At 51.8% G+C, this 19,513-nt stretch carries 15 protein-coding genes; 12 read left to right on the forward strand and 3 right to left on the reverse strand.

Going from position 1 to position 19,513, the window contains the following annotated elements:
• Positions 1–123 precede the first annotated feature (123 nt).
• From FOY96_RS14835 to FOY96_RS14850, 4 genes are all read left to right on the forward strand, one after another.
• Positions 124–1,023 carry a glycyl-radical enzyme activating protein gene (locus FOY96_RS14835; protein WP_143347333.1) on the forward strand — a complete coding sequence of 300 codons (900 nt, stop codon included), beginning with the start codon at positions 124–126 and terminating at the stop codon, positions 1,021–1,023.
• A 4-nt stretch (positions 1,024–1,027) separates the two neighbouring features.
• Positions 1,028–3,460 carry a formate C-acetyltransferase/glycerol dehydratase family glycyl radical enzyme gene (locus FOY96_RS14840; protein ID WP_143347334.1) on the forward strand — a complete coding sequence of 811 codons (2,433 nt, stop codon included), beginning with the start codon at positions 1,028–1,030 and terminating at the stop codon, positions 3,458–3,460.
• A 166-nt stretch (positions 3,461–3,626) separates the two neighbouring features.
• On the forward strand, positions 3,627–4,442 hold the full coding sequence (locus tag FOY96_RS14845; protein WP_143347335.1) for a Cof-type HAD-IIB family hydrolase: 816 nt from the start codon (positions 3,627–3,629) through the stop codon (positions 4,440–4,442).
• Positions 4,443–4,591: 149 nt separating this feature from the next.
• Positions 4,592–5,848 carry a DUF1479 domain-containing protein gene (locus tag FOY96_RS14850; protein WP_143347336.1) on the forward strand — a complete coding sequence of 419 codons (1,257 nt, stop codon included), beginning with the start codon at positions 4,592–4,594 and terminating at the stop codon, positions 5,846–5,848.
• Here FOY96_RS14850 and FOY96_RS14855 read toward each other — a convergent pair.
• The gene (locus FOY96_RS14855; protein WP_033145014.1) at positions 5,845–6,918 is read right to left on the reverse strand and encodes a LacI family DNA-binding transcriptional regulator; all 1,074 of its coding nucleotides are present in this window, start codon (positions 6,916–6,918) and stop codon (positions 5,845–5,847) included. The two genes, FOY96_RS14850 and FOY96_RS14855, sit on opposite strands and share 4 nt — an antisense overlap.
• 288 nt (positions 6,919–7,206) lie before the next feature.
• On the opposite strand from FOY96_RS14855, the gene FOY96_RS14860 reads away from it, so the two are divergent.
• On the forward strand, positions 7,207–8,508 hold the full coding sequence (locus FOY96_RS14860; RefSeq protein ID WP_143347337.1) for an MFS transporter: 1,302 nt from the start codon (positions 7,207–7,209) through the stop codon (positions 8,506–8,508).
• 17 nt (positions 8,509–8,525) lie between these two features.
• Positions 8,526–10,889, forward strand: a complete 2,364-nt coding sequence (locus FOY96_RS14865; protein WP_143347338.1) for a glycoside hydrolase family 31 protein — start codon at positions 8,526–8,528, stop codon at positions 10,887–10,889.
• A 91-nt stretch (positions 10,890–10,980) separates the two neighbouring features.
• On the opposite strand, the gene FOY96_RS14870 is transcribed toward FOY96_RS14865, so the two are convergent.
• A complete protein-coding gene (locus FOY96_RS14870) occupies positions 10,981–12,576 on the reverse strand; it encodes an ABC-F family ATPase (protein ID WP_112778324.1) in 1,596 nt (531 codons plus the stop codon).
• A 34-nt stretch (positions 12,577–12,610) separates the two neighbouring features.
• On the opposite strand from FOY96_RS14870, the gene FOY96_RS14875 reads away from it, so the two are divergent.
• The 4 genes from FOY96_RS14875 (at position 12,611) to FOY96_RS14895 (ending at position 16,292) form a co-directional block, all read left to right on the forward strand.
• Positions 12,611–14,098, forward strand: coding sequence for a recombinase family protein (locus FOY96_RS14875; protein WP_143347339.1), 1,488 nt, complete (start codon positions 12,611–12,613; stop codon positions 14,096–14,098).
• Positions 14,099–14,604: 506 nt separating this feature from the next.
• The gene (locus FOY96_RS14885; RefSeq protein ID WP_172620519.1) at positions 14,605–15,369 is read left to right on the forward strand and encodes a lysozyme inhibitor LprI family protein; all 765 of its coding nucleotides are present in this window, start codon (positions 14,605–14,607) and stop codon (positions 15,367–15,369) included.
• Positions 15,359–15,727, forward strand: coding sequence for a hypothetical protein (locus FOY96_RS14890; RefSeq protein ID WP_143347341.1), 369 nt, complete (start codon positions 15,359–15,361; stop codon positions 15,725–15,727). The genes FOY96_RS14885 and FOY96_RS14890 overlap by 11 nt, the downstream gene beginning before the upstream one ends.
• Positions 15,711–16,292, forward strand: a complete 582-nt coding sequence (locus tag FOY96_RS14895; protein ID WP_086813121.1) for a hypothetical protein — start codon at positions 15,711–15,713, stop codon at positions 16,290–16,292. The genes FOY96_RS14890 and FOY96_RS14895 overlap by 17 nt, the downstream gene beginning before the upstream one ends.
• Before the next feature lie 197 nt (positions 16,293–16,489).
• On the opposite strand, the gene FOY96_RS14900 is transcribed toward FOY96_RS14895, so the two are convergent.
• Entirely contained in the window at positions 16,490–17,857 is a 1,368-nt protein-coding gene (locus tag FOY96_RS14900; protein WP_143347342.1) for an ApeA N-terminal domain 1-containing protein, read from the reverse strand.
• A 356-nt stretch (positions 17,858–18,213) separates the two neighbouring features.
• On the opposite strand from FOY96_RS14900, the gene FOY96_RS14905 reads away from it, so the two are divergent.
• Together FOY96_RS14905 and FOY96_RS14910 are read left to right on the forward strand one after the other, a co-directional pair.
• The gene (locus FOY96_RS14905) at positions 18,214–18,828 is read left to right on the forward strand and encodes a recombinase family protein (protein ID WP_143347343.1); all 615 of its coding nucleotides are present in this window, start codon (positions 18,214–18,216) and stop codon (positions 18,826–18,828) included.
• Positions 18,829–18,904: 76 nt separating this feature from the next.
• Positions 18,905–19,351, forward strand: coding sequence for a hypothetical protein (locus FOY96_RS14910; protein WP_119174417.1), 447 nt, complete (start codon positions 18,905–18,907; stop codon positions 19,349–19,351).
• Positions 19,352–19,513: the final 162 nt, after the last annotated feature.

Genomic DNA, 19,513 nt, shown 5'->3' on the forward strand with positions numbered 1-19,513 from the left:
CACCCTCAAATTTAGCCTGCACTTACCCTATCACGACAAAACCTGCTCAGTAGTTGACCTGCATCAAGATAACTTTCATTCGAAAGTAATTTAATCTTCATATGCAATTCGAGAGGCGAAATCATGATCTTCAATATTCAGCGTTACTCTACCCACGATGGCCCCGGTATTCGAACCGTGGTGTTCCTGAAAGGCTGCTCGCTGGGCTGTCGCTGGTGCCAGAACCCGGAAAGCCGCTCCCGCAGCCGGGACGTGCTGTTTGATGCGCGCCTGTGCCTGGACGGCTGTGACCTGTGCCAGCAGGCGGCACCGGGCTGTATCGAACGCGCGCTGAATGGCCTGGTTATCCACCGGGAGAAGCTTGATGAAGCCACGCTCAACGCCCTTAGTGACTGCTGCCCGACGCAGGCGCTGACCGTCTGCGGTGAAGAACAGCAGGTCGAGGAGATCATGGCGACCGTACTGCGCGATAAACCCTTCTACGACCGCAGCGGCGGCGGGATCACCCTCTCCGGCGGCGAGCCGTTTATGAACCCTGAGCTGGCGCACGCCCTGTTTAAAGCCAGCCACGAACAGGGGATCCACACCGCCGTGGAAACCTGCCTTCACGTGCCGTGGCATTACATCGAGCCGTCATTACCGTACGTCGATCTGTTCCTCGCCGACCTGAAGCACGTCGACGGTGAGGTGTTCAAACAGTGGACGGACGGTTCGGCTAAGCGGATCCTGGATAACCTGAAACGCCTTGCCGTCGCCGGAAAAAAAATCACCATCCGCGTGCCGCTGATCCAAGGCTTTAATGCTGACGAAGCGTCCATCACCGCCATTACCAACTTCGCCGCCGACGAGCTCGGCGTCGACGATATTCATTTTCTGCCGTATCACACGCTGGGCATGAACAAATACACCCTGCTCGGCCAACCTTACTCTGCCCCTGACAAACCGCTGGATAACCCTGCCCTGCTGGACTTCGCGCAGCAATACGCCTGCCAGACAGGGTTAACCGCGACCTTACGAGGATAAACCTATGACGACCCTGAATCTCAACACCCTCAGCGAGCGCATTAAGGCGCACAAAACGGCGCTGGTGCATATCGTTAAGCCGCCGGTCTGTACCGAGCGCGCCCAGCATTACACCGAAATGTACCAGCAGCACATGGACAAGCCGATCCCGGTACGCCGCGCTCTGGCGCTGGCGCATCACCTGGCCGAGCGTACCATCTGGATCAAACACGACGAGCTGATTATCGGTAACCAGGCAAGCGAAGTGCGCGCCGCGCCGATTTTCCCGGAATACACCGTCTCCTGGATTGAGAAAGAGATCGACGATCTGGCGGACCGCCCGGGCGCGGGCTTTGCGGTGAGCGAAGAGAACAAGCGCGTGCTGCACGACATCTGCCCGTGGTGGCGCGGCCAGACGGTGCAGGACCGCTGCTACGGCATGTTCACCGACGAGCAGAAAGGCCTGCTGGAAACCGGCATTATCAAAGCCGAAGGCAACATGACCTCCGGCGACGCGCACCTGGCCGTTAACTTCCCGCTGGTGCTGGAGAAAGGCCTCGACGGCCTGCGCGCTAAGGTGGCCGAGCGCCGCACGCGCATCAACCTGACGGTGCTGGAAGACCTGCACGGCGATCAGTTCCTGAAGGCGATCGATATCGTGCTGGAAGCCGTAAGCCTGCACATCAAACGCTTTGCCGATCTGGCGCGTGAAATGGCGTCCACCGAAACCCGCGAAAGCCGCCGCGACGAGCTGCTGGCGATGGCGGAAAACTGCGACGTGATTGCCCACGAGCCGCCAAAAACCTTCTGGCAGGCGCTGCAGCTGTGCTACTTCATCCAGCTGATCCTGCAGATTGAGTCCAACGGCCATTCCGTCTCCTTCGCGCGTATGGACCAGTATCTCTATCCGTACTACCGCCGCGACGTTGAGCTGAACCAGAGCCTCGACCGCGAGCACGCCATCGAGCTGCTGCACAGCTGCTGGCTGAAGCTGCTGGAAGTGAACAAGATCCGCTCCGGCTCGCACTCCAAGGCTTCCGCCGGTAGCCCGCTGTACCAGAACGTCACCATCGGCGGCCAGAAGCTGGTCAACGGTGAGCCGATGGACGCGGTGAACCCGCTCTCCTACGCGATTCTGGAATCCTGCGGCCGCCTGCGCTCAACCCAGCCGAACCTGAGCGTGCGCTACCACGCGGGCATGAGCAACGACTTCCTCGACGCCTGCGTGCAGGTGATCCGCTGCGGCTTCGGGATGCCCGCGTTCAACAACGATGAAATCGTCATTCCGGAATTCATTAAGCTCGGCGTTGAACGAGACGACGCCTACGACTACGCGGCCATCGGCTGTATCGAAACCGCGGTGGGCGGCAAGTGGGGCTACCGCTGCACCGGCATGAGCTTTATCAACTTCGCCCGCGTGATGCTGGCCGCGCTGGAAGGCGGGCGCGACGCCACCAGCGGCAAGGTGTTCCTGCCGCGGGAGAAAGCGCTCTCCGCCGGTAACTTCGACAACTTCGACGAAGTGATGGCGGCGTGGGACAGCCAGATCCGCTACTACACCCGCAAATCTATCGAGATTGAGTACGTGGTGGATACCATGCTGGAAGAGAACGTCCACGACATTCTCTGCTCGGCGCTGGTGGACGACTGCATCGAGCGCGCGAAAAGCATCAAGCAGGGCGGCGCGAAGTATGACTGGGTCTCCGGCCTGCAGGTGGGCATCGCCAACCTCGGCAACAGCCTGGCTGCGGTGAAGAAGCTGGTGTTCGAACAGAGCACTATTGGTCAGCAGCAGCTGGCGGCGGCGCTGGCGGATGACTTCGACGGGCTGACCCACGAGCAGCTGCGTCAGCGCCTGATCAACGGCGCGCCGAAGTACGGCAACGACGACGACAGCGTGGACATGCTGCTGACGCGCGCCTATCAGACCTACATCGAAGAGCTGAAGCAGTACCACAACCCTCGCCACGGCCGCGGCCCGATTGGCGGTAACTACTACGCGGGCACCTCTTCCATCTCCGCAAACGTGCCGTTCGGCGCGGCAACGATGGCCACGCCGGACGGACGTAAGGCGCATACCCCGCTGGCGGAAGGGGCAAGCCCGGCTTCCGGTACGGACCACCTCGGCCCGACGGCGGTAATTGGCTCGGTGGGTAAACTGCCTACCGAGGCGATTCTCGGCGGCGTGCTGCTGAACCAGAAGCTGAACCCGTCGACGCTGGAAAACGACAGCGATCGCCAAAAGCTGATGGTGCTGCTGCGCACCTTCTTCGAGGTGCATAAAGGCTGGCATATCCAGTACAACATCGTCTCGCGCGAAACGCTGCTGGAAGCGAAGAAACATCCTGACCAGTATCGTGACCTGGTGGTGCGCGTCGCGGGCTACTCGGCGTTCTTCACCGCCCTGTCGCCGGATGCGCAGGACGATATTATCGCCCGTACTGAGCACACGCTGTAAAAAAACGCCCGGTGGCGCTTCGCTTACCGGGCCTACATTGTCTCCCCGTAGGCCGGGTAAGGCGAAGCCGCCACCCGGCTTGCTGACTTTCATTCGAAATTAAATTTGTGCTCCCCGTCACCTTGTTATTAGAATGTTTCAAAACGCAGTGACCCAGGAGCACAGTATGACCGTTAAAGTTATCGTCACCGATATGGACGGAACTTTCCTTGATGATGCCAAGCAGTACGATCGTGACCGCTTCCAGGCACAGTTTGAACAGCTTAAAGCCCGCGACATTGAATTCGTTGTCGCCAGCGGCAACCAGTATTACCAGCTCATCTCTTTCTTTCCGGCGCTGAAAGACAGGATCTCCTTCGTGGCGGAAAACGGCGCGCTGGTGTTCGATCGCGGCGAACAGATTTTCCACGGCGAGCTGACGCGTCATGAATCGCAAATCGTAATTGGCGAACTGCTGAAAGACAAAGGGCTAAACTTCGTGGCCTGCGGGCTGGAGAGCGCCTGGGTCAGCGACCAGGCTCCTGAAGAATTCGTGGCGCTGATGTCAAAGCACTATCATCGCTTAAAGCGCATCAGCGATTACCGCGAAATTGACGACGTGCTGTTTAAGTTCTCCCTGAACCTGCCGGACAGCGATATCCCTAATCTGGTGGATAAACTGCACGTCTCCCTGGACGGCATCATGAAGCCGGTCACCAGCGGCTTTGGATTTGTGGATTTGATTATCCCCGGCCTGCACAAGGCCAACGGCATTAGCCGTCTGCTGAAACGCTGGAAAATCTCCCCGCAGGAGTGCGTGGCCATTGGCGACAGCGGCAACGATGCCGAGATGCTCAAGCTGGTGAAATATTCCTTTGCGATGGGCAACGCGGCAGCGAGCATCAAAGAAATCAGCCGCTACGGCACCGACGACAACAACCATCAGGGCGCGCTGAACGTCATCCAGGCCGTGCTCGACAACCATTCCCCGTTCGACGTCTGATCCTCTCCTCGCCGGAGCGTCGCTCCGGCCTCTCACTCTTTTTCCGACCTGTGGCTTGCGTCAAGTTTTTAAACTTGCATTAACTTATTTTTAACTTAAAGTATCGCTTGTAGACATTTTTACTTTCGAATGAAAGATGCGAGGCAGTTATGACCTTTACCAGTGAAACTTTGCCAGCGGATCACAAAGCGGCAATCCGTCAGTTAAAACGTGAGCTGCGCGCGCAGATCGGCGACGTGCAGGCGGTATTTAATAAGCTCAGCGACAAAATTGCCACCCGCGTGGCGGAAATCAACGCGCTTAAGAACAAAGGCGAATCCGTCTGGCCGGTGATCCCGTTTGCGGATGTGAAAAACGGCACCATTACCGACGCACAGCGCGAGGCCGTTAAACGCCGCGGCTGCGCGGTGATTAAAGGTCATTTCCCTCGCGAGCAGGCGCTGGCGTGGGATCGGTCGATGCTCGACTACCTCGATCTGAACAAGTTTGACGAGGTGTACAAAGGCCCGGGCGATAACTTCTTCGGCACCCTGACGGCCTCTCGTCCGGAGATTTACCCGATTTACTGGTCTCAGGCGCAGATGCAGGCGCGCCAGAGCGAAGAGATGGCGCAGGTGCAGTCGTTCCTGAACCGTTTGTGGACATTCGAGAGCAAAGGCAAGCAGTGGTTCGACCCGGACGTGAGCGTGATTTACCCGGACCGTATCCGCCGCCGTCCGCCAGGAACCACCTCGAAAGGACTGGGCGCGCATACCGACTCCGGCGCGCTGGAGCGCTGGCTGCTTCCGGCTTATCAACAGGTGTTCGCCCGCGTGTTTGACGGCAACGTCGAGAAATACGATCCGTGGAACGCCGCGCACCGTACCGAAGTGGAAGAGTACACCGTCGATAACACCACTAAATGCTCGGTGTTCCGCACCTTCCAGGGCTGGACGGCGCTGTCAGATATGATCCCAGGTCAGGGGCTGCTGCACGTGGTGCCAATCCCGGAAGCGATGGCCTACATTCTGCTGCGGCCGCTGCTGGACGACGTGCCGGAAGACGAGCTGTGCGGCGTGGCGCCGGGGCGCGTGCTGCCGGTTTCAGAGAAATGGCACCCGCTGCTGATCGAGGCGCTGACCAGCATTCCGGCACTCGACGCGGGCGATTCCGTGTGGTGGCACTGCGATGTGATTCACTCCGTGGCACCGGTGGAAAATCAGCAGGGCTGGGGCAACGTGATGTACATCCCTGCCGCGCCGATGTGCGAGAAAAACCTCGCCTACGCGAAAAAGGTCAAGGAAGCGCTGGAAACCGGCGCGTCACCGGGAGACTTCCCGCGCGAGGATTATGAAAAAAGCTGGCAGGACCGCTTTACCGTGAACGATCTCAACATCCACGGCAAGCGCGCGCTGGGCATGGTTTAACTGTCGTACAGCCCTTCCCGCTCTACGGCGGTGCGTCGTTTCCCCTGACGTATCCGCCGTACCGATTCCCGCACGGCCAGCGTGCCGTTTAGCAGCAATGTTCCCACCGGCGCGTCCGGGCGCATCAGCCGCTGCTGGAGCATATATACCGCTTCGGTTCCCAGCTCATCGCGCGGAACGTGCACCGCCGTTAATGGAACATCCTGAATCGCCGCCAGGTTAAAGCCGTCAATGCTCATCACCGACACGTCCTGCGGCACGCGCAGGCCGTGGTTTTGTAATGCGCTAATGGTGCCCGCCGCCATAAAGTCGCCGCCGACCAGGAACGCGGTCGGTAAATCCTTCCCCTGCACTTCACTGAGCCAGCTGCTGACCATCTGTTCCGTTTCGCGCGCGCTGAAGCTGGGCACCACCAGCAGATCGCGTTTATCGTTGAATTTCAGGTTGTGAGACTGCCACGCGTCGCGGATCCCCGCCAGGCGCAGCTCCATGGTGTAGCGGCGCAGGCACAGCACGTTCATCACCTCACGATGTCCCATTTCGAACAGATATTCCGCCGCCCGTTCGCCAATGGCGCGATGATCCGGCGCGACGGCAGGCAGACGCATGTGCCGGTCGCGGCAGTTAATCAGCATGCAGGGTTTACCCACGTCCACTGCCAGATCGTGGATATGGGGATCGTCGATGCCAAGAAGGATTGCCGCCTGGGTGTCCGCTTCGTTCATGCGTGCCAGAAACAGCTGGGCGTCGCTGTCGTTCTCCTCCAGCGCGCAGTAGCGAAGACGCACATCGTGGGACGCCAGGCCTTTACTCACGCTCTGGATCACGCGGTAGTAAAAGATGTCGGACCGCTCGTCAAACGCCCGCTGCGGGGCAAAAACCACCAGGCTGTTAAGCAGCAGACGCCCTGCCGCCATGCCGTCCATCACCCCCAGCTCCCGCGCGCACGCCAGCACCTTCGCGCGCGCTTTTTCACTGGTATTCGCTTTTCCCGCCAGCACCCGCGACACGGTGCTGATCGAGAGCTGCGTCCGGGCCGCGATTTCGGTGATTTTTAGCCTTTTGTCCATTTTGTGATCTGGCTCCATTTGCGAAATGAAAAAATTTTCATAGCGTATTGGTCAGGCAATAGCTGACATAAAGGCCATCATGCCAGAGGGTTTACGTCAGTGATGAGAAATTTTGCACAAAATCCACTTTTGCCCACTCATTTTCTTCCTTAAGGTGAACTTGTCACACAGCTTCCATACTAGTTGTATACCAACTTAAGCATTTTAAACGGATAGAAATCAAAGGCATAAAAATCCGTGTGACACCTGAACCTCCGTCCCCTTACCGTCCGTCTTGTGGAGAGTAAAATGAGTCAGGACATCAATAACACCGTAGCGACAAGCAAAACCCGTCGCGTCATCAAGAACCTGCGCTGGTACGTGCTAGTGCTGTTCTTACTTGGCGTCACCGTTAACTACATCACCCGTAACTCACTCGGGATCCTCGCCCCGGAACTGAAAGAGAGCCTCGGGATCACCACAGAGCAATACTCCTGGATCGTCGGTGCGTTCCAGATCGCCTATACCATTTTCCAGCCCCTGTGCGGCTGGCTGATTGACGTCATCGGCCTGAAGATTGGCTTTATGGTCTGCGCCGGGATCTGGGCGCTGATGTGTATTTTCCACGCGGGCGCCGGAAGCTGGCTGCACCTCGCTATTCTGCGCTTCTTTATGGGTGCCTCTGAGGCGGCCGCTACCCCGGCGAACGCCAAAACCATCGGCGAATGGTTCCCGAAATCAGAGCGACCCGTTGCCGCCGGCTGGGCGGGCGTAGGCTTCTCCATCGGCGCGATGCTGGCCCCGCCCATCATCTATTTCGCTCACGCGTCGTTCGGCTGGCAGGGCGCATTTATGTTTACCGGCGTGCTGGCGCTGCTGTGGGTGATCCTGTGGTGGGCGTTCTACCACAACCCGGAGCAGCACCCGAACCTGGGCAAGGACGAACTGGCATTTATCAAGCAGGATAACGAACCGCCTGCGGTGAAACTGCCTTTCCTGACCGCGCTGAAAACCGTCTCGAAAAACAAACGCTTCTACGGTATCGCCATCCCGGCCTTTATGGCGGAACCGGCCTGGGCGGTGCTGAGCTTCTGGGTGCCGCTTTACCTCGCCAAAGAGCACGGCATGGACCTGAAGCAGATTGCGATGTTTGCCTGGCTTCCGTTCCTCGCCGCCGACCTCGGCAGCGTGGCGAGCGGCTACCTGACGCGTCTGTATACCCGTCTGTTCGGCTGCTCGCGCGTTAACTCGGTCGTTGCCAGCTCCGTGACGGGCGCGTTCCTGATGATCTCGCTGGGCATCGTGGCCATTACCCGCGACCCGTACATCACCATCGTGCTGATCTCCATCGGCGGCTTCGGGCACCAGATCATCTCCTGCATGCTGAGCGCCCTGGTCGTTGAGTCGTTCGACAAAGGCCAGATGGCGACCGTAAACGGCATGCGCGGCTCGGCGGCGTGGATCGCCAGCTTCCTGTTCTCGCTGTTAATCGGCGTGACCGCCGACAAAATCGGCTTTAACCCGCTCTTTATTGCCATGGGCTTCTTTGACCTGATTGGCGCTGTCTTCCTGGTAGCATTTATTGCTGAACGTCGCGCCAAGCGCGCCTGATAGTGGATGTATTGCATATGAAAACCCTGAAAAACTGGACCGTAGATACGCAGTCGGCAAACCATCTGGAACTGCTGGTCGATAACCAGCACCGCCTGTGCCTGTATGTGCTGGAAGAGAACCTGTTCCGCGTGCTGATTAAACGCAAAGGCGAGCTGGCGCTGGACCGCACCTGGAGCATCGCGCCGGAAGAAGACGTGCCGTGGGAAGGCCGCCGTCGTGACGATATAAGCGGTTTCTCCTGCCCGGCCTGGACCCTGACGCAGCAGGATGAGACGCTCACCGTGGCAACCGAACAGCTGCGCGTGACGGTCCACCAGCCGCTGTGGCTGGAGTGGCACTACCGCAATGAGGCGGGCGAGTGGCAGCCGCTGGCCAACGACCGTCCAACCAGCGCCTACCTGCTGAACGCCCACGGCGACGGCGTGGCGCACTACCTCAGCCGCCGCAAGGACGAGCGTTTCTACGGCCTGGGCGAAAAAGCGGGCGATCTGCAGCGCAACGGCAAGCGCTATGAGATGCGCAACCTCGACGCAATGGGGTACAACGCGGCCAGCACCGACCCGCTCTACAAGCATATTCCGTTCACTATCGCCCGCCGCGACGACGTCAGCTACGGCCTGTTCTACGACAACCTGAGCAGCTGCTGGCTGGATCTGGGTAACGAAATCGACAACTACCACACCGCCTACCGTCGCTGGCAGGCGGAAGCGGGCGATATCGATTACTACATTTTTACCGGCAAGCGCGTGCTGGACGTCACCAAAGCCTTCGTGCGCCTGACCGGGAAAACGCTGTTCGGACCGAAATGGAGCCTGGGCTACAGCGGCTCTACCATGCACTACACCGACGCGCCGGACGCGCAAAACCAGCTGATGAACTTCATCCGCCTGTGCGAAGAGCACGCCATTCCGTGCGACTCGTTCCAGCTCTCCTCCGGCTATACCTCCATCAACGGCAAGCGCTACGTATTTAACTGGAACTATGACAAGGTGCCGCAGCCGAAGGTGATGAGCCAGGCCTTCCACGACGCTGGGCTGAAGCTGGCGGCAAACATCAAGCCGTGCCTGCTGCAGGACCATCCGCGCTATAACGAAGTGGCGGAGAGCGGTCTGTTCATTCGCGATTCAGAAACCGATGCACCGGAACGTTCCAGCTTCTGGGATGACGAAGGCTCGCACCTCGACTTTACCAACCCGCAGACGGTGCAGTGGTGGCAGAACGGCGTGACCACGCAGCTGTTGGAGATGGGCATCGACTCCACCTGGAACGACAACAACGAATATGAAGTGTGGGACGGGGAGGCGCGCTGCTTTGGCTTCGGCAAAGAGATCGCCATCAAGCACATTCGCCCGGTGATGCCGCTGCTGATGATGCGCGCCTCGCTGGAAGCGCAGCAGCGTTTCGCGCCGGAAAAACGTCCGTATCTCATCTCCCGCTCCGGCTGCGCCGGGATGCAGCGCTACGTTCAGACCTGGAGCGGCGACAACCGCACCAGCTGGGACACCCTGCGCTATAACATCCGCATGGGGCTGGGCATGAGCCTGTCCGGCCTGTTCAACGTCGGTCATGACGTCGGCGGTTTCTCCGGCGACAAACCGGACGCCGAGCTGTTCGTGCGCTGGGTGCAGAACGGCGTGATGCACCCGCGCTTTACCATTCACTCGTGGAACGATGACCACACCGTGAACGAGCCGTGGATGTACCCGGGCGTCACGCCAGCCATTCGCGGCGCGGTTGAGCTGCGCTACCGCCTGCTGCCGTACCTCTATACCCTGCTCTGGCAGGCGCACGCCGACGACGAGCCGATGCTGCGCCCGACCTTCCTCGACCACGAACACGATGCGCAGACGTTTGAGGAGTGCGATGACTTCCTGCTGGGCCGCGACCTGCTGGTCGCCAGCGTCGTCGAAGCCGGGCAGCGCGAGCGCCGCGTCTGGCTGCCGGATAACACCACCGGCTGGTATGATTTTTACACCCACGCGTGGTATGCGGGCGGCCAGTCAATCGTCCTCGACGCGCCGCTGGAAAAACTGCCGCTGCTGGTGCGCGCCGGTGCCGGTCTGCCGCTGAGCGAACGCATCACGCATGTGAGTGCCGAAAATGATACGACCCGTGAACTGAAGCTGTTCCCGGTGAAGGGCGTCGGCACGACCACCGGAATGCTGTTTGAAGACGACGGCGAAAGCTGGGGCTACCAGAACGGCAACGCGCTGTGGGTGGAGTGGGAAATGGTGTGCGACGGCGCAACCATCAACCTGAAGGTCAACGCGCGCGGGGATTATCGTCCGGCGTGGAAATCGCTTAAGGTGTCGCTGCCTGCAGGGGAAAAACGTACGCTGCTGGTGAACGGGGTCGAAGGGGGCGAGTGGGTGGTCTAGTGCGGCCTGATGCCCTCACCCTAACCCTCTCCCACGGGGAGAGGGAACAGAACGTAGGCCGGGTAAGGCGAAGCCGCCACCCGGCTTTTTTTTAGTTCTCGATACCTTTACTGCGCAGGTAATCTTCGTAATTACCGGTGAAGTCCACCACGCGCTCTGGCGTAATTTCGATCACGCGGGTCGCCAGCGAGCTGACGAACTCACGGTCGTGAGAGACGAAGATCAGGGTACCCTGATACATCTCCAGCGCCATGTTCAGGGATTCGATAGATTCCATGTCCAGGTGGTTAGTCGGTTCGTCCATCACCAGGATGTTTGGTTTTTCCATCATCAGCTTGCCGAACAGCATGCGTCCCTTCTCGCCACCGGAGAGCACCTTAGCCGGCTTTTTGATGTCGTCCTGGCTGAACAGCAGACGACCCAGAATGCTGCGCACCGCCTGCTCGTCGTCGCCTTCCTGCTTCCACTGGCTCATCCAGTCGAAGACGGTGAGGTCGTTTTCGAACTCATATTCATGGTCCTGCGCGTAGTAGCCAATCTGCGCGTTTTCAGACCACTTCACGGTGCCGTTATCCGGCTGCAGTTCGCCGACCAGGGTTTTCAGCATGGTGGATTTACCCACGCCGTTGGCACCGAGGATGGCAATCTTCTCGCCCACTTCCAGCAGCAGGTTGAATTTTTTAAACAGCGGACCGTTCTCAAAGCCTTTTTCAAGGGCTTCCACTTCCAGCGCGTTACGGAACAGCTTCTTGTCCTGCTCGAAGCGGATGAACGGGTTCTGACGGCTGGAAGCTTTGACTTCGTCCAGCTTGATTTTGTCGATCTGACGGGCACGCGAGGTCGCCTGACGCGACTTAGAGGCGTTGGCGCTAAAGCGGCTGACGAAGGACTGCAGGTCAGCAATCTGCGCTTTCTTCTTGGCGTTATCCGCCAGCAGACGTTCACGCGCCTGGGTAGCCGCCGTCATGTACTCGTCGTAGTTGCCCGGATAAACGCGCAGCTCGCCGTAGTCCAGATCCGCCATGTGCGTACAGACCATGTTCAGGAAGTGACGGTCGTGCGAGATGATGATCATGGTGCTGTCGCGATCGTTCAGCGTCTGCTCCAGCCAGCGGATGGTGTCGATGTCCAGGTTGTTCGTCGGTTCGTCGAGCAGCAGGATGTCCGGGTTAGAGAACAGCGCCTGTGCCAGCAGCACGCGCAGCTTCCAGCCTGGCGCAACTTCGCTCATCGGGCCGTAATGCTGTTCAACCGGAATGCCTACGCCCAGCAGCAGCTCGCCCGCGCGCGCTTCCGCAGAGTAGCCGTCCATCTCGCCGTACTGCGTTTCCAGATCGGCCACTTTATAGCCGTCTTCTTCGCTCATTTCGGCCAGCGCGTAGATGCGATCGCGCTCCTGCTTCACTTCCCACAGTTCCCCATGCCCCATGATCACGGTGTCGAGCACGGTGAACTCTTCGAAGGCGAACTGATCCTGACGCAGCTTACCGATACGCTCGTTAGGGTCGAGCGATACGTTACCGAGCGTCGGCTCCAGGTCACCGCCGAGGATCTTCATAAAGGTGGATTTTCCGCTACCGTTGGCACCAATCAGGCCGTAACGGTTGCCGCCGCCAAATTTGACGGAAATGTTTTCGAACAGCGGCTTACTGCCAAACTGCATAGTAATATTGTTGCAAAGAAGCAAAATTGATACTCTCTTGTAAGTTACTGAGGTACTTATGAAACAAAACGGAAAAGCATACTCTTACATAAGGTTCTCATCAAAGAAGCAAGAACAAGGTGACTCCGTAAGACGTCAAACTGAGCTTGCAGAACAGTACGCACACGTGCATGGCTTGATTCTATCAGATAAGAACTTTCAAGACCTCGGAATCTCAGCATTCAAAGAGGGAAACAGGCCATCGCTGGGCGACATGCTCGAAGCAATCGAGAAAGGACAGATTGAACCGGGTTCAACCATCATCATTGAGTCGTTAGATCGTCTGAGCCGCAGAGGCATTGACGTGACTCAGCAGATAATTAAGTCGATTCTGCAACACAACGTCTTTATCGCTTCACTGGTTGATGGTTTATTACTTAATCGTGAATCCGTCAATGACCTTGTGAGTGTCATCAGGATAGCTCTGGCTGCGGATCTTGCCCATAAAGAATCTGAAAAAAAATCGCAGCGCCTGCGTGAAACGAAAAGTCAGCAGCGACAACGAGCGCTAAGCGGTGAGGTTATCAACAAAATCCTGCCTTTCTGGTTAAAGCGGAAAGAAGATAAATTTGTTTTTAGTGACAAAGTTGATACGGTCAGGAGAATCATTCAGTTACGACGTGAAGGATTTGGAACAAATAAAATCGCTAAAGTTTTAAATGACGAAGGTCACAAACCATTACGTTCTGCTGGCTGGAATCATACAACAGTTGGAAAAACAATAAATTCGGTTGCACTTTATGGTGCATATCAAACATCAGAGACAACTAAAGATCGCAAAGTCATTCTTCTTGATATCATAGATGATTATTATCCTGCTGTTATCAGTAAAGAAGAATTCATGCTTTTACAGTCTGATCAGAAACAAAACAAACCCGGATATAAATCTGAACATAATGCCTTCGCCGGAATATTAAAGCACGAATGCGGCGGCTCACTTGTCAGAAAATTTCACGTCGCTTCCGGAAAAACATATCAATACCATGTTTGCGCTAATGCAAGAGATGGAAAATGTAACATAACCAAGAATTTTAAAAATATAGAAATAGCTCTTTTCAGGATAATGAAAAAACTCAAACTTGAGAAAAATACCAGTTTTGACGGGGCATTACTGTTAGAGCAGGAAACAATAAAAAAGAAGATTCAGGAGCTAAATGATATGCTTCTTACTGCGTCTAAGATCCCGACAAGTGTAATACAAACGATAAATAACCTTGAAGATAAACTACAGGAAATTGAAGAAAAAATAAAACAACAGAACAGTATAATTATCTCAGAACGGGCGTTTAACTTAAAACTATTACTGGATATCAAAGAGCCACAAGAACTGAATATGATGCTTAAACGAATCATCAAAAACATCATTGTCTATAACATAGGCAAAAAGTGGAGAATAAAAGTTCAGTACAGAAACAAACACGTTCAGAGTTTCCTTTGGGATGGCGAAAATATTACTTTCATTACCGATACTAAAGAAATATTAGATCTTGTTAACTCCTGGGGCTAAAACGAGTATCTATCGCCATGAATCGCTCTGTACCTTGCAAGAGCGATTAAAGCAGACTCAAACATCATTCAATACAAAAACCCCGTAAAACTCGATACAGAGCGTTTTACAGCAAAGGGGCAAAATTACACCATTTTCATTATGTCTACAAACTGACTCCACTGCATCGCTTCTTATCGAACCACTTCTACGGTTGCCCTAAAGTCCGTAAAAAGTCGAATGAAATCCCCTCAAGCTGGAATACACAAGACTAACCGCAACACCCGCCCCACCTTGGCATCAAGCATATTAACCCTTTGAAAAACCATAAAATACAATCATCCTCGTACCCATCCCTCCTCTTCTACCCACGTCAATCGATCGTTTTTATAGATCAATTTTGCGTTATTGATAGATTTTATAGATCAATGTAAGATCATGATTCTTCGAGTGGTGTTTCTCGCAAGCAAGACTCGCGGGATGAGTGATCCCCCCCGATTAAGTGCGAAAGAAAGAAGGTATCCAGAATGACAATCCTTATAAAAACCTTAAAAATCATGGCATCAGGCGTTGTTCTCATTTCAGGCATAACTGCCGCGTCTAATACCGTCTATTTCTTGCCAGAGGCAAAATCAGCAGGTGTCGCCAGCAGCGACCAAAAAGCCCTGATGTTTCTCGGGATGGACAGGGATGTAAATCTGAAGGGAATATGCTTCGCGATGGCAAAGCAATCATCATCGATCGTGCCGCTGGTAGATATCACTGCTACAACTGATAACGGCAGATTTACGATGCACGGACTACGCCCAAAGAATAACGACGATGAGAAGGAATTGGTCTGTTCACTTGGTTCAGAAGCTGGAGATTTCTTGACAGGCATTTCGAAGTCAACCACCGTCAACGTGAAGATGGATTTCAATGGCGAGATCCGCAGTTACAGTTTCAACACTACAGAGTTCAGGAAAATACTGACTGCCAATGGTCAAGGAGTGTGGGACAAAGCAGCTAAAGATTATGCTCAGGGAGTTCGCGCACCCATTTTCTATAATAACAACCGTGAAGCCACCAAAAACAATACAGCGACCTCAAATGTCGATACACACAGTTATGAAGCAAGCGATGATAGACTAAATTTGGTCTGGAAAAACCTTAGCCCTGAAACACGAAAACGCTTACTCCCTTCTCAAAGAGAATGGATAAAACAAAAATCCGACTGCAATAACGAGCAGAAATGCCTTATCGACATGACGAACAATCGTATTCGTGAACTGGAGTCTGAAAATGAAAAATAATGCACTGACTTTGGTTTTAAAAAACGATTGGGTAGCTTCGTCTTCTGGTAATAACTATACCGGAAAATACACGGTTGGACGGTTTCACCTGACAGATGCTTTCATCGTTGTGTATATGAAGCTGATACATGGAATTGAAATACCCGATTTATGGGTCAGTAGCAGCTTCACTAACATACCAGATACCGATACCCGAAGGGTTATGTATATGGAAGGCTGCGATATGTTATCGAAAGATACAATGAACGAAATCCGTAATGCAGTGAAGTCCCCGCCTGACAAGCTGAAAATATATCGTAATGGAGAGCGTATTGTTAAGATAGAAGTTATGGAGAAACAAAATGATCTCAAAATTTAAAAAGTCAACGAAAATTGTTGCCTTCTTCGGACTTTATATATTGAACGGAATAGCAATAACACCCAGCCAAGCCAGAACATCTGAGTCAATACATTTCTCGAACGGAGGTTCAGCATCTTTACAACAAAACGAACAATCAACAAAGCCATCTATAATCGATATACTTCCAAGACTCTATACAACCGAAGAAGTTTATGCACGATTTCAGGAACATGAGTTCAGAGCAACAAATGACTTCAAAAAGTGCCGATTGATGGTTACAGGAAAAATAAAAAAGATTAGCGCAGCCACCTTCAGTAAAAATCCGTTAGTAACGTTACACATCCCTGATTCAAGTGAAGGCTTGAAGTTCTTTTTCGAAAATACGGAATACAATAACAATACTGTAGCAGCATTAAACGTGGGCGATACAGTGATTATTTCTGGCTGGAATGCACGACCAGGAACATTTGGGGGCATTTTCTTCGATGATTCGCAAATCATGACAAAAATGGTTTCAAAGAAGAAGAGGCAAATGCTGGCTTTAAATGGCGGAATTTATGATCGGGAAATTTGTCATAAGTAGCATTTTTGTCGTTTAATATTATAAATAGTAGAAATCCACCTTCATAGAAGGTGGCATATACTCCTCCCTAGATAAGTTTTGCAAACAGCTAAAAAGAAGTCTCTGCCAACCCTGTAAAATTTTAGTATAAAATAGAAAATCCCAGAATCAAAACTCTTAATTTTAGTGAGTATGTGTTCATTGGCTATATTCACCACTTATCGATGATAACAAATTATTTCTTCTATCTTTTGCATAGGAACGCCAAGCCTAATCAATAGTGCCAGTTTTGTAAGTATCTCCGTAGCCTGCATATGTTTATAGATTTTGCTTGGTGTTTCTGAAAATAATGGCTGGTGTATAATTTGATTTCGCGACTTACATACTTCATTGATACTTATTTTTTTAAGATCTAACTTAATAACAACCGATTCAGGAAGGCTTTTTATAAAATGATGGATGCAACTTTCAGTATTGTGCTTACTCTTATTTGTTCTCTTTATCGCACGAATGAAATCACCAAGTGGTGCGCCTGGAAATTTCTTGGCTAATAAACACCTTGATCTATTCAACAATTTTGATAATAACGCTTCATCGACATAACATGATTTTCTTATCGTCATGGATTCAATCATCCTATAAAAACCAAGAAACTTTTCTTCATTGCTGTGAACCATGGAGTAAGTCACATATTTTTTAACGAGTTCTTTGATCTCGTGGTTTTCAGGATTAAAATATCCCTCCCAAACAGAATCGGGAAAATTTTTCTCTGAGTCATCGTGATATATAGTCGAATAGGTTAAAAACATGCCAGTATTGATAGTTTTATGATCTTCTTTTTTTTCTTTTATGTAAATCTGAATGTTTTCTCGCCCATAGTTAGAAACACTATTAGTTTTAATATTTGATATCATTAGCGAACCACCAATGAAGAACCTTAATATCATATATAAATCAATATAGTTTTCGATTAACCTATCAAGTCCAACAGGCTTTTCAAAGGAAACCGTAACATGAGGTTCAACGTCCATTCCTACTGTATGCAAACCACTTAAGCCACCGTATCGATATGAATAATACAATCCAATCTTTCCGAGTCCGTCTATATTTTTCTCAAACTCAACACAATCATCATCATTAGGTAATTTATTTGAAAACCCAAGCCCACATTCTATTATTTTATCTAACTTACGAGTACTGCCAGACCATTTTTTTATATTTTCTCCATGAATGCTTACACTGGTAAATAAAGAATTAGTATTCACCCTTGATTTTGAATATAAGAAACCCTGAGCGGAGAATGTATAAGTATTGAATCTTCCATCACCCCCCATTCTCATAAAAGAGCTTTCATGTAATTCCAAACCAAACAAAAGATAATAGCGAGTGCCTTTCTGAAACAAAATTGAATTCAATGCCATAACTTCTGAGTATGCACGATTCATTTTACTATTAAAATCAAGCAATCGAATTTCTATTCCATCATCATCTATTGACAATTCTGAAACATAATTACCTCCATCTATTGTTACATACCCTGTAAGACACTCATTGACATTATCTGTATAATAATCAATCTCATCCATAATCATTCATCCTGTTCATGCATCAAACTTTAAACTCGTTAGATTATGTTTATAACAATAGCACGTAAAGATCATCACTATGATGGTTTTAGTGAGAATAAACCCGCTACTACACACAGAAGACAGCATCCCAATATTGATTAGACTTTATGAATCATCTTGCTCATGTTGTATCCCATTGGCTATTTTAGCCAAGATTCAAACAGAAGTTGCTCATGATCACAAGATATCAATAGGGTATACCTGATTAAGACCATGACACAAAGTCTCAATAGGGTTAAATTGGACTCTATTGACAACAAAAGCACGCACTGTATCATATGGGTATACATTTAATATTCAAAAGAGAATTCATAATGAATGTCCGTATCTATTGCCGTGCATCTACCGAAGGCCAACATGCTGATCGTGCATTAGTTAGCCTGCGCGAATTTGCGAAAAGCAAAAACTGGCAAGTAGCCGGAGAATACATTGAGAATGCAAGTGGTGCGAAGCTGGAGCGTATGGAACTGATGCGCCTACTTGCGGAAGCACAGCCTGGAGATTTGCTTCTAATTGAAGCGATTGACCGTCTCAGTCGTCTTCAACATGAAGAATGGGCTGAACTCAAAGCTACGTTGAACAGTAAAGGGCTGGTGATCGTATCAATGGACTTACCGACCAGTTGGCAGATGGTTGAAATGGCCGGTAACGACCTTACCAGTGGCATTCTTAGGGCAGTCAATGCAATGCTGATCGATATCCTTGCGACAATGGCACGACAAGATTATGAGACCCGCCGTAAACGCCAGGCACAGGGGATCGAGAGAGCAAAACAGGCAGGTTTGTATATGGGAAAAGAAAAAGATATGGAAGCCCGTGAGACTGTTCGCGAAATGCTGGCACAGAACGTTAAACCAGCCCACATCATGAAGGCGGCGGATATCAGCCGCGCCACCTTTTACCGAATCAAGAAAGAGCTTTTGTGTTAAAAACGGACTTGATAACGGTATTTTCTGCCCATATGTCCTGACTTGGAAACGCTCATATTACCATTAAGGATATCACATGGCAGATAACTCGTTCTTCAAAAGTATCGATGAAAAAATAGGCAGACAAAAACAAGAGCAGATTGAAGAAAAAGAAACGTTGATTCATGAACGAGAACGCTTATCAGAAATTATTGAATTTCTCGTACCAGAGGTTGAAACATACAAAAATGGGCTACTTGAAAGAGGAATCCACGCTGAAATTTCTTCATCTGCACGGCATATAAGCTTCAATATGAAGTATAAAGATGGCGGGAAGCATGAACTTTTATTATCAGAAACTGAGCGATTTGATGGTCGCTATTCGATAACAACATTTTCTACAAACGATGATGGTCGTACTTTTAGCTCTACAAACGGTGCATCTTATAGTTCAACTACTTGGTCGAATGATGATTTCATTAAAGCTTTAGAACGGCATATCAATGATTTCTTGTTCTATGCGAATCGTCATGGTGGTCTTTAAACAACGACCGGTGTATTACAAGCCTCGCTGAAGTGCGAGGCTTTATTTTATCCATACCAATGCTCGATTTCGATAACAGCAACACATTCGTCAACCAGCAACAGTCAAATACTTTCCTATATTCAGTCTAAACTGTTGTAAAATTTGTCAATAGCCTGACTT

Source organism: Enterobacter asburiae (assembly GCF_007035645.1).
Taxonomy (GTDB): Bacteria; Pseudomonadota; Gammaproteobacteria; order Enterobacterales; family Enterobacteriaceae; genus Enterobacter; species Enterobacter asburiae_B.